The organism is Acidiphilium acidophilum (genome assembly GCF_033842475.1).
Taxonomy (GTDB): domain Bacteria; phylum Pseudomonadota; class Alphaproteobacteria; order Acetobacterales; family Acetobacteraceae; genus Acidiphilium; species Acidiphilium acidophilum.
In genome coordinates, this window is sequence record NZ_JAWXYB010000018.1 from 835,941 (window position 1) to 849,842 (window position 13,902).

Sequence of the window (13,902 nt, forward strand, 5' to 3'; positions counted from 1 at the left end):
TTCCACCACCCCGTGCAACGCAAAAACAACGCGTTCACGACCCCATCAGCGCGCGATAGGCCATCTGGTCGGCGTGCATCCGCCGAAAAACCCGATATTTCCGATCGTGATAAGCCCGCACGCCCCGATCAGGCTCGATCACGGTCCCCGCCCGCGTCATCGCCGCCATCGCGCCCCGCACGTCCGGATAAACCCGGCCGGCCACCGAACCCAGTATCGCGGCCCCGAGCAGCACCGCCTCCGGTTCGTCCGGCAACATCAGCCGGCACGACGTCGCATCGGCATGCGCGCGCAGAAACACCGGATTCTTGCTGCCGCCCCCGGTCAACCAGATCGTATCGATCGCATAGCCCTGATCGTTCATCGTCTCGATGATCTGGCGTGTGCCATAGGCAATCCCCTGGATCGTCGCGAGATACAGGCGAGCGCAATCCTCGATCGAAGCCGAAAGCGGCAACCCGCTGATCATGCCCCGCAGCGTCGCATCCGCATGCGGCGACCGATTGCCATGAAAATCCGGCATCACGTGCAAATCCGCGGTCAGCATCGCCACCCCATCCGCCCCCGCCAGATCGTCGAGGACCGCATTGAGCACCTGATAGATCGTCTGACCCGAGGCCTCGGCGCGCCGCGCCACCTCGCCATAGGCGGCATGGGTCGTCACGACATGATCGACCAGCGCGCCGGTCGCCGACTGCCCACCCTCGTTCAGCCAGAACCCCGGAATCATCGCATCGAAATAGGGCCCCCACACGCCGGGAATGAACGCGGCCTCCGGCGCCACCGCCATATGGCATGACGACGTCCCCCCGATCAGCGCAAGCCGCGCGCGCAACCCCGCGCCATCCGGTGCCACCCCATCGAGCGCGGCCCCGATCACCCCGATCCCGCCGGCATGGGCATCGATCGCCGAAACCCCCACCGCAATCCCCGCCCGCAGCCCGAATGCCGCCGCTGCCGCATCGCTCAGCCCCTGCCCGATCGGCGCGCCGATCGGTAAAATCTCGGTGCCGATCCGCGCGAACCCTTCATCAACCAACTCGCCGAGCCCGATCGCCCGCAGAAAATCGCCGTCCCACCGCCCCTCATGCCCCAGATAGGTCCATTTGCAGACGGTCGAACACAGGGACCGCGCGGTCACACCCGTCGCCCGAAACGTCAGATAATCCGGCAGGTCGAAAAAATATCCGGCCCGGCGCCACGTCTCCGGGGCATGCCGCTTCAGCCAGAGCAGCTTCGGCATCTGCATCTCCAGCGAGATCCGCCCGCCCACATAGCGCAGCACCGCATGATCGCCCGCAGTGATCTCGTCAGCCTCGGCACCGGCCCGATGATCGGCCCAGAGAATGACGTCCTGCGCCGGATCTCCGCCGGGATCGACACTGAGCGGCCCGCCCTCCGCATCGAGCACCACCAGCGAACACGTCGCATCGAACCCGATGCCGCGCACAGAAATACCCGATCCCGCCGCCTCCAACGCGCCACGCACGGCGTCGCCCACCGCCGCCCAGATATCCTCGCTCGACTGCTGGATGAAATCAGGTTGCGGCCGCCAGCTCCGGATCGGCCGCACGGCACTGCCGAGCCGGCGGCCATCGAGGCCGAACACCCCCGCCCGCGCGCTCCCGGTCCCGACATCGACACCAATGACCGCGTCCCGCGCCCGATCCGTCATGGCCTGACCTTCCGTTTCATTTGGTCGATGCCGCGGCAATGAACCGATCGAGCCCGGCGAAATCGGCGATCCCCTCCATCCCCCCCTTGCGGCTCACCGCCTGCGCCCCGGCAGCATTGGCATAGGTCAGCGCCTCGCGGGTCGGCATGCCGTTGAGCAGGCAGGTCACGAACGCCGCCCCGAAACAATCCCCCGCCCCGGTCGGATCGGCCTCCTCGATCGGAAACGCCGGCAGGTCGAAACTCTCGGTCCGGCTGCGAAAACTGACCCCCTTGCGGCTGCGCTTGATCACGATCATCCGGATGCCGATGTCGAGCAACTCCTCGATCGCCGCGCGCTCCGATTTCGCCTCGGTCGGCAGCAGAATCTCGCCACCCGAGGGCATGAAAATGTCGGTGTAGCCGAGCATGAATTCGAGTCCCGCCCGCATTTCGGGAATCATCAGCATTTCCTTGCGGATATTCGGGTCGAACGAAATCACCGCCCCGTTGGCCTTGGCCAGTTCGATCGCCTTTTTCATTTCATCGATAATATGAAACGAGAACAGCGACGTCCCCATGATGTGAAAATGCGCGCATTGCGCCAGCATCCCGCGCGCCACGGCATCGATGCAGATCTGCCCGGCCGCGCTGCGCTTGAGGTTGAACACGAAATCCCGGTCGCCATCCTCACGATACCGCACGAAAGCACTCGCGGTCACCTGATCGGGATCGACCCGCACGGCACTGACATCGACCCCCTCGCGCTTCAGCCGGTCGATGCACAGCCAGCCGAAATCGTCATCCCCGACGCAGGAAATAATCCCGGCATCCGCCCCAAGCCGTGCCGCCTGCGCAATGAACGTCGCCGGCGCCCCGCCCGGAAACGGCCCAAGCAACCGCCCCGGCTCATGAAATCCCTGGCCGCGATCCTCGGCGAGGATATCGACCAGAATCTCCCCCATGGTCAGGATCATGCCGGTCATGGCACGCCCACTCCGGACCGGCCCGTATCGCGCCCCTCAACCATGCAACTGCCGCGCCACACTGCGCGCGTGGCTCGAAAAATGCGCCTCGCCGCCAAGCTCGCTCTCGATCGGCCGAAACCCGGCCCCGAGCAGTATATCCCGCGCCCGATTGCTGGGCGGTCCCGGCAAAATCACATCGGTCACCGCCGAAAGCGCAATCTGCGCCGCCCGCCGCTCCAGCGACAATGCCGGGTTGCCCACCAGCGCAATGCTCCGCCCCGCCCGCCGCACCGCCGCCTCGCTCAATCGCTCCGCCGATTTCGACGCGAGCAGCAGCGCCGCATCGGCTGACAGCGCATCGGCATCGAGCACCGCCCACCCCAGCGGATAATGATCGAGCCCCCGCAGCGCCGTGCTGCCATCGAAACTCCCGGTCTCGGCCCCGATCTCGCCGCCCAGGCAGTAAATCCGGGCATCGAGGCAGGTCCGCGCCAACGCGATCGCCTCGACGCTGGTGAGCAGCACGGCAATCCCCGGAATATCGGCGAGCCACGGAATAATCTGCGTCGCCAGCACCCCCGGCCCGATCAGCACGGTCTGGTCCGCCCCGATCAACCCCTGCGCCCGCCGCAGCATCGGCACGATCAGCGCCTTGGTCAACGAAATCCCGGCAGGCCGGTCGCGCGGGGTCGGGGTCTTGGCGGCAATCGCCTTGCCGAAACTGCGAACGATCAGCCCCTGCTCCTCCAGATAGGTCAGATCGCTCCTGATCGTGACTTCGGAGACCATCAGCGCCGCGCTCAACTCATCCACCCGCATCTGCCCGTGCTGGCGGATCCAGTCGGCGATTTTCAGCCGGCGCTGCAAGGCGGCGCTTTTCGCACCGATTGTCATCTTTTTCGTCCCGGACGAACCATCACCCATCGATGCCAGCGATTGACAGTGAAGTCCATAGGTTTCGAAACGAAAGCAAACCATGCCCGCCCCGCCGCCGCAATCGCCCAAAATCCTCCCGAATCATCCCAAAATCGGCATATAAATTTCTGATTGACTTTCCAAACGAAAGTCAGCTACCTGCGATTCACAAGACGCGGCCCAGCCGTGCCCGACGAATGCGAGGAAACCACCGAACTCCCGATCACGCACAACAAGGTGCCGGGTCGGTCGGCGTTCCCTTCATTCGAAACGACCCCTCAGGGTCCACCTCGCGCAGTCATTATCTGCGCCTCGAATGCGCCCTCCGGCGCGAGGCCGTCAGCGCCACGCGGCGCGGGCCGGATGCCGCCGAAAACCGTACCGAACCATAATTCGCAAGGGGAGATCGACTTGATGACCACCCACCGCCTCCGCAAACGCGGAATCCTCGCCCTCGGCGGCATCGCCGCCGGCCTGTTCGGCGCCATGGGCTTTGCCAGCGCCACCACGCTCACGATCGCGACGGTGAACAATCCGGACATGCTGCAGATGCAGAAACTCTCGCCGCAATTCACCAAGGAAACCGGCATCAAGCTCGACTGGGTGGTCCTGCCCGAAAACACCCTCCGCCAGCGCGTCACCACCGACATCGCAACCAATTCCGGCAATTTCGACATCGTCACAGTCGGCTCCTACGAAGTGCCGATCTGGGGCAAGAGCAACTGGCTGACCCCGATCAAGGGCCTCCCGGCAAGCTACGACGAAGCCGACATCTTCCCCTCGGTGCGCAAGGGCCTGTCCTACAAGGGCACCCTCTATGCCTTGCCGTTCTACGCGGAGAGCTCGGTCACCTATTACCGCACCGACCTGTTCAAAAAAGCCGGCATCACCATGCCCAAGCACCCGACCTACAAGGAAATCGAGCAGTACGCCGCAAAAATCAACGACCCCGCCAAGGGCGTCTACGGCATCTGCCTGCGCGGCCTGCCCGGCTGGGGCGAGAACATGGCGTATTTCGATACGCTGGTGAACACGTTCGGCGGCCGCTGGTTCAACATGAAATGGCAGCCCCGGCTCGATAGCGCGGCCTGGAAGAACGCGGCCAACTACTACGTCAACATCGAAAAGAAATACGGCCCGCCCAACGTGACCTCGAACGGCTTCACCGAAAATCTCGCGCTGTTCAGCCAGGGCAAATGCGGCATGTGGATCGACAGCACAGTCGCCGCCGGCACGCTGTGGGACCCGAAAACCTCGAAAGTCGCGCATGACGTCGGCATGGTCGATGCCCCGGTCGCCGTCACGCCGAAGGGATCGCACTGGCTCTGGGCCTGGTCGCTCGCCATTCCCAAAACCACCCGCCACAAGGCGGATGCCATGAAGTTCCTCGAATGGGCGACCTCGAAGCAATACCTCGCCCTTGCCGGTAAAACCTTCGGCTGGGTCCAGACCCCGCCCGGCACGCGCATCTCGACCTACACCAACCCCAACTACATCAAGGCCGCTCCCTTCGCGGCGATGGTCAAGCACGCGATCCTGACCGCCGACCCGACCGATCCGACCCTGAAAAAAGTGCCCTATACCGGCGTGCAGTTCGTCGCGATCCCGCAATTCGAAGGCATCGGCACCGAAGTCGGCCAGCAGCTCGCCGCGGCTCTTTCCGGCCAGAAATCGGTCGATGCGGCACTGGCCCAGGCCCAGGCGGCCACCACCCGCACCATGAAGGAAGCCGGCTACCACTGATCGGCAGTAACGGGGAGTGCGGCGCACTCCCCGCCTAACGCCGCTTCACAAGTGAAGGACGCAGCGATGGATCAGGGTAGCGCAACACTCAAGGCAACCGCCCCGCCGGCAGCCACGCGCGGATCACGGCAGGTCAACACCCTGCCGATGCTCCTGCCCGCGATCATCGTGCTGCTGCTCTGGTCGGTGCTGCCCCTGCTGCGCACCCTGTTGTATTCCTTCCAGCACTACGACCTCATGACCCCGCCCGCCACCTTCAACGGCGGCCTCAACTACCGCTATCTGTTCACCGACCCCTCGACCTGGATCGCGATCAAAAACAGTGTCGTCCTCGTCATCGGCGTCCTCGCCGCCTCCATCGTGTTCGGCACCCTCATCGCCCTGCTGCTCAACAACGATTTCCCCGGCCAAAGCGTCGCCCGCCTGCTGGCGATCGCGCCCTTCTTCGTCATGTCCCCGGTCGCGGCACTGATCTGGAAAAACCTCCTGCTCGACCCGGTCAGCGGCCTGTTCGGCTGGTTCATGACCCTTGCGGGACTGCACCCGATCGCCTGGTTCAGCGTCGCGCCGATGACCTCGGTCATCATCATCTATTCCTGGCGCTGGATTCCCTTCGCGACCCTGATCCTGCTCACCGCCCTGCAATCGCTCGACACCGACCAGCTCGAAGCCGCGCGGATGGACGGTGCCAAGGGCTTCGCCCGCCTGCGCTACATCGTCCTGCCGCATCTCCTGCGCCCGATCTCCATCGTCATCATGCTGGAATCGATCTTCCTGCTCTCGGCCTTCGCGGTGATCTACACCACCACCAACGGCGGCCCGGGCGATGCCACCACCACGCTCACCTACCTCATCTTCATCAAGGCCCTGAACGATTTCTCGATCGGCAGCGCCTCGGCGGCGGGCGTCTTCGCCATCGTGCTCGCCAACATCCTCGCCGTCTTCCTCATCCGCGCCGTCTCGCGCAACCTGCAGGCCTAGCGCGATGAAACCCTCGGTCGCCAACCGCATCGTCTTCGGCATCCTCGCCTGGATCGCCGCCCTGATCATGTTCTTCCCGATCCTGTGGATGATCGTCACCGCCTTCAAAACCGAAGGCCAGGCCATCGCGATCCCGCCGCTGATCCTGTTCAGGCCCACCCTCACCAGCTTCATCGATGCCACCACCAATGCGGGCTATCTGCTGTTCGCGCTCAACAGCGTCATCGTCAGCGTCGGCTCCACCATCCTCGCCATCGCCATCGCCTTCCCGGCGGCCTACGCGCTCGCCTTCTTCCCCGGCAAACGCACCGAATTCACCCTGATGTGGATGCTCTCGACCAAAATGCTGCCCGCGGTCGGCGTCCTGATGCCGATCTATCTCGGCCTGAAAACCATCGGCCTGCTCGACACCCGCACCGGCCTCGTCGCCATCGATATGCTGATGAACCTGCCGATCGTGGTCTGGATGCTCTATTCCTTCTTCAAGGAAATCCCCGGCGAAATCCTCGAAGCCGCACGGGTCGACGGCATCGGCCCGCGCCAGCAGATGTGGCATCTGCTGCTGCCGCTCTCCGGCCCGGGCATCGCTTCGACCGCCCTGCTCGCGATCATCCTCTCGTGGAACGAGGCGTTCTGGAGCATCAACGTCACCGCCTCGCATGCCGGCACGCTCGCCGCCTATATCGCGCGCTTCTCCGCGCCCGAGGGCCTGTTCTGGGCCAAACTCTCGGCGGCCTCGGTCCTCGCGGTCGCCCCTATCCTGATCTTCGGCAGCCTGACGCAACGGCGTCTCGTGCGCGGCCTCACCTTCGGCGCCGTGAAATAGAGGGAATAATGGCCAAACTCATCCTGCAGAACGTCGAAAAGCGCTACGAAACCTTCCACGCGATCAAGGGCGTCGATCTTTCCATCGACGACCGCGAATTCGTCGTCTTCGTCGGCCCCTCCGGCTGCGGCAAAACCACCCTGCTCCGCATGATCGCGGGGCTTGAGGAAATCACCGGCGGCGATTTCAGCATCGACGGCGTCCGCGCGAACGACATCCCGCCCGACAAGCGCGGCCTCGCCATGGTGTTCCAGACCTACGCGCTCTACCCGCACATGACGGTCGCCGACAACATGGGGTTCGCCCTCAAAATGGCGAAAGTCCCGCGCGATGAAATCAAGGCCAAGGTCGCCCACGCCGCCGCCATGCTGCAACTCGACAAGGTGCTGGACCGCCGCCCCAAAGCCCTGTCCGGCGGCCAGCGCCAGCGCGTCGCGATCGGGCGCGCCATCGTGCGCAACCCCAAGGGCTTCCTGTTCGACGAACCGCTCTCGAACCTCGATGCCGCGCTGCGCGTGCAGATGCGCACCGAGCTGGTCAAGCTGAACAAGCAGCTCCAGACCACCATGATCTACGTCACCCACGACCAGATCGAAGCGATGACCATGGCCGATCGCATCGTGGTGCTCAACGCCGGCATCATCGAGCAGGTCGGCAGCCCGCTCGAACTTTACAACAACCCCGCCAACCTCTTCGTCGCCGGCTTCATCGGCTCGCCGAAAATGAACCTGCTCGAAGGTGTCGTCACCGCGCGGGACGACCGGCACGTCGATGTCACGCTCGACGATGCCGGCAGCGTCACCCTCGTCGCCGACCGCGTCAACGTCGCCCCCGGCACCCGCGTGACCGTCGGCATGCGCCCCGAGCACACGGCCTTGGTGACAGACGGCCCGATCGGCGGCGTCGCCGATTTCGTCGAGCATCTCGGCAACGAAACCCTCGTCTACGTCAAACGCCCAGATGGCCGCCTCCTGATCGTCAAGGCCGACGATCTCGCGGGTGTCCGCATGGGCGATGCCGTCACCCTCGCCCCGCGCGGCGACCGCTCGCTCCTGTTCGGACCGGACGGCAAAGCCCTGCTTCGGCGGGAGTTCCATCTTCACTGACTGAAGACTGCCAGATCGCCAGAAGACCAATCCAGTGGACCAACCCAGAGGACTAAAGATGTATCTCGAAAAATTCAGTCTCAAAGGCCGTAACGCCGTCGTCACCGGCGGTGGCCGCGCCATCGGCCTCGCCTGTTCGACAGCCCTCGCCGAAGCCGGTGCCTACGTCGTCATCGCGGACCGCGACGCCAATGTCTGCGAGGAAGGCAAGGCCAGCCTCGCCAAACTCGGCTATTCCGCCGAAAGCATCGTCCTCGACGTGACCGACAGCGCAGCGGTCAACGCCGCCGCGACCGCGTTGAACGAAAAACTCGGCTCCATCGACATCCTGGTCAACAATGCCGGCATCGCCCGCTCCGGCACCGCCGCCGAAGACACCACCGACGAACACTGGCTCGACGTCATCAACGTCAACCTCAACGGCACGTTCTACTGCGCCCGCGCCTTCGGCAAGCCCATGCTCGCGCGCCGCAGCGGCGTCGTGGTCAATATCGGCTCGATGTCCGGCTTCATTTCCAACAAGCCGCAGAAACAGAGTTTCTACAACGCCTCGAAAGCCGCGGTGCATCACCTCACCCGCTCCCTCGCGGGCGAATGGGCCGATCGCGGCGTCCGGGTCAACGCGGTCGCCCCCACCTATATCGACACGCCGCTGACCCGCTTCGGCATGGAGGATGACGAACTCAACCGCATCTGGCTCGACATGACGCCGATGCACCGGGTCGGCCAGACCCACGAGATCGCCTCGGTCGTCCACTTCCTCGCCTCGGACGCATCGAGCCTCATGACCGGCTCGATCGTGCTCGCCGATGGCGGCTACTGCGTCTGGTAAGGACAACATCATGCGCCTCGCAGGAAAATACGCCGCCATCACCGGCGGCGCCGGCGGCATCGGCCGCGCGATGGCCGCCGGCTTCATCGCCGAAGGCGCCTCGGTCTGCATCGCCGATCGCACCATCGAGGCCGCGACCGCAGCCGCCGAAGCCCTCGGCCCCAACGCTCACGCCTGCGCGCTCGATGTCGCGAAATCGGCATCGATCGCCGAATTCGCCGCCTTCACCGCGCAACGCGGCGGGCTCGACATTCTGGTCAACAACGCCGCGATCTTCGACCTCGCCCCGATCGCGGACATCACCGAAGCCAGCTACGACCGCGTGTTCGCGGTGAACGTCAAAGGCCTGCTGTTCACCCTTCAGGCCATCGCGAACCAGATGATCGCGGCGGGCAAACGGGGCCGCATCGTCAACATGGCCTCGCAGGCCGGCAGGCGAGGGGAGGCGCTGGTCGGCGTCTATTGCGCGAGCAAGGCGGCGGTGATCAGCCTCACCCAATCCGCCGGGCTCGACCTCATCCGCCACGGCATCCGCGTCAACGGCATCGCCCCCGGCGTGGTCGACACCCCGATGTGGGCCGAGGTCGATGCCCTGTTCGCCCGCTACGAAAACCTGCCGCTCGGCGAAAAAAAGCGTCAGGTTGGCCTCGCAGTGCCCTATGGCCGCATGGGCAGGCCCGAAGATCTGGTCGGTGCCGCAATCTTCCTCGCCTCGGACGAGGCCGAATACGTCGTCGCGCAAACCCTCAACGTCGACGGCGGCAACTGGATGAGCTGAACCCCGCCGAACATTACCGAGTTGAGTTGAGTCGGGCAGGGCAGGGGCCTATATGATTGTGCAGTGCAAACAGGTTTGACTCCATGAATTTCAACCACCCGACCATCGAGCCCTTCGATTACATCGTGTTCGGCGGCACCGGCGATCTTTCCAAACGCAAGCTCCTGCCCGCTTTGTATCATCGCGACCTCGACGGCCAGTTGCCCGAAACCTCGCGCATCATCGGCTCCGCCCGCGCCGAAATGACCCGCAAGGCCTTCCAGACCCTGGTCCAGAAAAGCCTTGAGGAATTCGTCGAACCCGACGCGCTGGACAAAACCGCCCTCAAGCGGTTCCTCGACCGGCTCCATTTCGTCTCGTGCGACGCCACCGCCGCACGCGGCTGGCCCGACCTCGCGAAGCTCCTGAACCACGAACCGCGCGCCATAAGGGTGTTCTACCTCGCGACCTCGCCGGAGCTTTACGGCCTCATCGCCGACAACATCCACGCCCACAAACTCCAGACCGCGGAAACCCGCATCGTCCTCGAAAAGCCGATCGGCCACGATCTCGCCTCCGCCCGCGAAATCAACGACCGCGTCGGCGCGGTGTTCGAGGAGCGCAACATCTTCCGGATCGATCACTACCTCGGCAAGGAAACCGTGCAGAACCTGCTGGTCCTGCGCTTCGCCAACTCCCTGTTCGAGCCGGTCTGGAACCATAACGGCATCGACCACGTCCAGATCACGGTGGCCGAAACCGTCGGCGTCGAAGAGCGCGGCGGCTATTACGACCATACCGGCGCGATGCGCGACATGATCCAGAACCACCTGATGCAGCTGCTCTGCCTCGTCGCGATCGAACCGCCCTCAACCCTGGAACGCGAGGCGGTGCGCGACGAAAAAATCAAGGTCCTGAAATCCCTCGCCCCCATCACGCAAAACGAAATTTCCACCAAAACCGTGCGCGGCCAGTACCGCGCCGGCGCCATCAAAGGCGGCCCGGTCAAGGCCTATGCCGAGGAAAAGGACATCGCCCCCGGCACCACCACCGAAACCTTCGCCGCCCTCAAGGTCGAGGTGAAAAACTGGCGCTGGGCCGGCGTGCCGTTCTATTTGCGCAGCGGCAAGCGCCTGCCCGAGAAAGTCTCGGAAATCGTCATCCAGTTCAAACCCGTCCCCTACTGGATCTTCCCGACCGGCTCCGATCAGGCCCAGCCCAACCGTCTCGTCATCCGGGTCCAGCCCAACGAGCACATCCGTCTGCATCTCTGGACCAAGGAACCCGGCCCCGGCGGCCTGCGCCTGCGCAACGCCCCGCTCAACCTCAGCTTCGCCGAAACCTTCAAGGGCCACCTGCCCGACGCCTACGAACGCCTGCTGATGGACGTGGTGCGCGGCAACGCCACCCTGTTCATGCGCCGCGACGAGGTCGAAGCCGCCTGGGAATGGACCGAAAGCATCCTCGATGCCTGGAAACAATCCGGCGAACGCCCGAAACTCTACACCGCCGGCACCTGGGGACCCTCCGAAGCCATCGCCATGATCGTGCGCGATGGCCGCATTTGGTTCGACGAACAGGCCGGCGACTATCCCGGTGACTGACATCATGTTGGAAAGCGAGGTACCGCCATGCTGAACGAGAACATTGCCCGCGTGACCGACCGGATCCGCGCGCGCAGCGCGGCGAGCCGTGCCGCCTACCTCGCCCGGATCGAAACCGCCGCAAGGCGCGGCGTCCATCGCAGCGCCGTCGGCTGCGCCAACCTCGCCCATGCCGTCGCCGGCTGCCCGCCCGCCGATCAGGCCGATCTCAAGCGCGACGACAAACCCAACATCGCCATCGTCACCTCGTTCAACGACATGCTCTCCGCCCACCAGCCGTTCGAACGCTTCCCCGACCTGATCAAAACCGCGATCCGCAGCGCGGGCGGCATCGCCCAGGTCGCCGGCGGCGTCCCCGCCATGTGCGATGGCGTCACCCAGGGCCGCGAAGGCATGGAACTCTCGCTCTTCTCGCGGGACGTCATCGCCATGGCCACCGCCATCGCCCTCTCGCACGATGTGTTCGACGGCGCGCTCCTGCTCGGCGTCTGCGATAAAATCGTCCCCGGCCTGGTCATCGCCGCCCTCAGCTTCGGCCACTTGCCGTCGATCTTCGTCCCCGCCGGCCCGATGCCCTCGGGCATTTCCAACCCCGAAAAATCCCGCATCCGCCAGCTCGCCGCCGAAGGCAAGATCGGTCGCGCCGAACTGCTCGAAGCCGAAGCCGCGTCCTACCACAGCCCCGGCACCTGCACTTTCTACGGCACCGCCAATTCCAACCAGATGCTCATGGAAATCATGGGCCTGCATCTGCCCGGCGCCTCCTTCGTCAATCCTAACACGCCCCTGCGCGATGCCCTGACCGAGGCGGCAGCCCGCCGCATTCTCGAAATCACCGCGCGCGGCAACGCCTTCACCCCCGTCGGCGAAATGATCGACGAACGCGCGGTGGTCAACGGCATGGTCGGCCTGCTCGCCACCGGCGGTTCGACCAACCACACCATCCACCTCGTCGCCATGGCCCGCGCCGCCGGCATTCACATCAACTGGCACGATTTCTCCGACCTGTCGGACGTGGTGCCCTCGCTCACCCGCATCTACCCCAACGGCCCGGCGGATGTGAACCAGTTCCAGCAGGCCGGCGGCATGCCGGTGCTGATCGCCTCCCTGCTCGACCACGGGCTCCTCCACGGCGATGCCCGCACCGTCTGGAGCAACGACGGCATGGCAGCCTACCGCGACCAGCCCACCCTCGAAGCCGGCGCGCTTCGCTGGAAACCCGCCCCCGCCAAAAGTGCCGACACGTCCATCCTGCGCGACGCCGCCGACCCGTTCAGCCGCGATGGCGGGCTGAAAATCATGCACGGCAATCTCGGCGAGGCGGTCGCGAAAATCTCCGCCGTCAAGCCAGAACACCGCATCGTCGAAGCCCCCGCCCTCGTGTTCCGCAGCCAGGAGGAGCTTCAGGCCGCCTTCAAATCCGGCGACCTCCACCGCGATTTCATCGCCGTCGTCACCCATCAGGGCCCCACCGCCAACGGCATGCCGGAACTGCACAAACTCACCCCGCCACTCGGCGTGCTGCAGGATCTCGGCTTCAAAATCGGTCTCGTCACCGATGGCCGGATGTCCGGCGCCTCCGGCAAAATCCCCGCCGCCATCCACGTCACCCCCGAATGTGCGCGCGGCGGCCCGCTCGCCAAAATCCGCGACGGCGACATGATCCGGCTCGACTGTGTCACCGGCACCCTCGCCGTCCTGGTCGACCCCGCCGAATTCGCCGCCCGGCCCCTGCCCGAAATCGACCTCTCGGCCAACCACCACGGCGTCGGCCGCGAATTGTTCGGCGCCTTCCGCGCCGCCGTCGCCGGGGCCGATACCGGCGCGAGCGTCTTCGCATGACCAGCACCACCGCCCTCGACAACACCAACGCCCTGGCCGACCTGCTCGCCATCTCCCCGGTCGTCCCGGTCCTGACCATCGAGGATGTCTCCCACGCGATCCCGCTCGCCCGCGCTTTGCTCGAAGGCGGCATCGGCGTGGTCGAAGTCACGTTGCGGACCGAAGCCGCGATGGCCGCCATGGCCGCAATGATCGCCGAGGTGCCGGACATGGTGGTCGGCGCCGGCACCGTGCTCACCGCCGCACAATATCGCGCGGTCGCCGATCTCGGTGCCCGATTCGTGGTCTCGCCCGGTTCCAGCCCCAGCGTCCTCGAAGCCGCCGCCGCCAGCCGCACCCCGTTCCTGCCCGGCGCCGCCACCCCCACCGAGGTCCTGCACCTGCTCGAAGCCGGCTACCGCCTGCAGAAATTCTTCCCCGCCGAACCCGCGGGCGGCATCCCGATGCTGAAATCGATCGGCGCGCCGATCACCGATGTCCGCTTCTGCCCCACCGGCGGCATCACTCCCGCCAATGCCCCGGCCTACCTCGCCCTCGCCAACGTCATCTGCGTCGGCGGCTCCTGGCTTACCCCCAGCGATGCAATGCGCCGGGGCGACTGGCCCCACATCACGAAACTCGCAGCAGACGCATCGGCATTGAAACGATAACCCGCCCGGTCCATCTCTCCTCCAA

The 13,902-nt window shown here is 65.2% G+C and carries 12 protein-coding genes; 9 read left to right on the forward strand and 3 right to left on the reverse strand.

Annotated elements, in window-relative coordinates; translation table 11 throughout:
• Positions 1-34: 34 nt before the first annotated feature.
• The 3 genes from SIL87_RS06590 to SIL87_RS06600 are packed head-to-tail and all read right to left on the reverse strand — an operon-like array spanning position 35 to position 3,515.
• The gene (locus SIL87_RS06590; RefSeq protein WP_319613389.1) at positions 35-1,675 is read right to left on the reverse strand and encodes an FGGY-family carbohydrate kinase; all 1,641 of its coding nucleotides are present in this window, start codon (positions 1,673-1,675) and stop codon (positions 35-37) included.
• 16 nt (positions 1,676-1,691) lie between these two features.
• Positions 1,692-2,639 (reverse strand): sugar kinase, encoded by a 948-nt coding sequence (locus SIL87_RS06595; protein ID WP_319613390.1) that lies wholly within the window; start codon positions 2,637-2,639, stop codon positions 1,692-1,694.
• Between the two features lie 36 nt (positions 2,640-2,675).
• On the reverse strand, positions 2,676-3,515 hold the full coding sequence (locus tag SIL87_RS06600) for a DeoR family transcriptional regulator (protein WP_319613391.1): 840 nt from the start codon (positions 3,513-3,515) through the stop codon (positions 2,676-2,678).
• Positions 3,516-3,950: 435 nt separating this feature from the next.
• Between SIL87_RS06600 and SIL87_RS06605 the strand changes: the two genes are divergently transcribed.
• The 9 genes from SIL87_RS06605 (at position 3,951) to eda (ending at position 13,877) form a co-directional block, all read left to right on the forward strand.
• Positions 3,951-5,279, forward strand: coding sequence for an ABC transporter substrate-binding protein (locus SIL87_RS06605; RefSeq protein WP_319613392.1), 1,329 nt, complete (start codon positions 3,951-3,953; stop codon positions 5,277-5,279).
• A gap of 66 nt (positions 5,280-5,345) precedes the next feature.
• The gene (locus SIL87_RS06610; protein ID WP_319613393.1) at positions 5,346-6,260 is read left to right on the forward strand and encodes a carbohydrate ABC transporter permease; all 915 of its coding nucleotides are present in this window, start codon (positions 5,346-5,348) and stop codon (positions 6,258-6,260) included.
• Between the two features lie 4 nt (positions 6,261-6,264).
• The gene (locus SIL87_RS06615) at positions 6,265-7,086 is read left to right on the forward strand and encodes a carbohydrate ABC transporter permease (RefSeq protein WP_319613394.1); all 822 of its coding nucleotides are present in this window, start codon (positions 6,265-6,267) and stop codon (positions 7,084-7,086) included.
• Between the two features lie 8 nt (positions 7,087-7,094).
• Positions 7,095-8,192 carry an ABC transporter ATP-binding protein gene (locus SIL87_RS06620; RefSeq protein WP_319613395.1) on the forward strand — a complete coding sequence of 366 codons (1,098 nt, stop codon included), beginning with the start codon at positions 7,095-7,097 and terminating at the stop codon, positions 8,190-8,192.
• Between the two features lie 58 nt (positions 8,193-8,250).
• A complete protein-coding gene (locus SIL87_RS06625) occupies positions 8,251-9,024 on the forward strand; it encodes an SDR family NAD(P)-dependent oxidoreductase (RefSeq protein WP_319613396.1) in 774 nt (257 codons plus the stop codon).
• A gap of 10 nt (positions 9,025-9,034) precedes the next feature.
• Complete coding sequence (locus tag SIL87_RS06630; protein WP_319613397.1) at positions 9,035-9,802, forward strand: L-iditol 2-dehydrogenase; 768 nt, start codon at positions 9,035-9,037, stop codon at positions 9,800-9,802.
• An 83-nt stretch (positions 9,803-9,885) separates the two neighbouring features.
• Positions 9,886-11,385, forward strand: coding sequence for a glucose-6-phosphate dehydrogenase (zwf, locus tag SIL87_RS06635; RefSeq protein ID WP_319613398.1), 1,500 nt, complete (start codon positions 9,886-9,888; stop codon positions 11,383-11,385).
• Positions 11,386-11,412: 27 nt separating this feature from the next.
• A complete protein-coding gene (gene edd / locus SIL87_RS06640) occupies positions 11,413-13,227 on the forward strand; it encodes a phosphogluconate dehydratase (protein ID WP_319613399.1) in 1,815 nt (604 codons plus the stop codon).
• The gene (eda, locus tag SIL87_RS06645) at positions 13,224-13,877 is read left to right on the forward strand and encodes a bifunctional 4-hydroxy-2-oxoglutarate aldolase/2-dehydro-3-deoxy-phosphogluconate aldolase (protein ID WP_319613400.1); all 654 of its coding nucleotides are present in this window, start codon (positions 13,224-13,226) and stop codon (positions 13,875-13,877) included. The genes edd and eda overlap by 4 nt, the downstream gene beginning before the upstream one ends.
• Positions 13,878-13,902: the final 25 nt, after the last annotated feature.

Coding starts and splice junctions, on each gene's coding strand:
- SIL87_RS06590 (WP_319613389.1), bottom strand. CDS start 1,675: ATGACGGATCGGGCGCGGGACGCGGTCATTGGTGTCGATGTCGGGACC.
- SIL87_RS06595 (WP_319613390.1), bottom strand. CDS start 2,639: ATGACCGGCATGATCCTGACCATGGGGGAGATTCTGGTCGATATCCTC.
- SIL87_RS06600 (WP_319613391.1), bottom strand. CDS start 3,515: ATGACAATCGGTGCGAAAAGCGCCGCCTTGCAGCGCCGGCTGAAAATC.
- SIL87_RS06605 (WP_319613392.1), top strand. CDS start 3,951: ATGACCACCCACCGCCTCCGCAAACGCGGAATCCTCGCCCTCGGCGGC.
- SIL87_RS06610 (WP_319613393.1), top strand. CDS start 5,346: ATGGATCAGGGTAGCGCAACACTCAAGGCAACCGCCCCGCCGGCAGCC.
- SIL87_RS06615 (WP_319613394.1), top strand. CDS start 6,265: ATGAAACCCTCGGTCGCCAACCGCATCGTCTTCGGCATCCTCGCCTGG.
- SIL87_RS06620 (WP_319613395.1), top strand. CDS start 7,095: ATGGCCAAACTCATCCTGCAGAACGTCGAAAAGCGCTACGAAACCTTC.
- SIL87_RS06625 (WP_319613396.1), top strand. CDS start 8,251: ATGTATCTCGAAAAATTCAGTCTCAAAGGCCGTAACGCCGTCGTCACC.
- SIL87_RS06630 (WP_319613397.1), top strand. CDS start 9,035: ATGCGCCTCGCAGGAAAATACGCCGCCATCACCGGCGGCGCCGGCGGC.
- zwf (WP_319613398.1), top strand. CDS start 9,886: ATGAATTTCAACCACCCGACCATCGAGCCCTTCGATTACATCGTGTTC.
- edd (WP_319613399.1), top strand. CDS start 11,413: ATGCTGAACGAGAACATTGCCCGCGTGACCGACCGGATCCGCGCGCGC.
- eda (WP_319613400.1), top strand. CDS start 13,224: ATGACCAGCACCACCGCCCTCGACAACACCAACGCCCTGGCCGACCTG.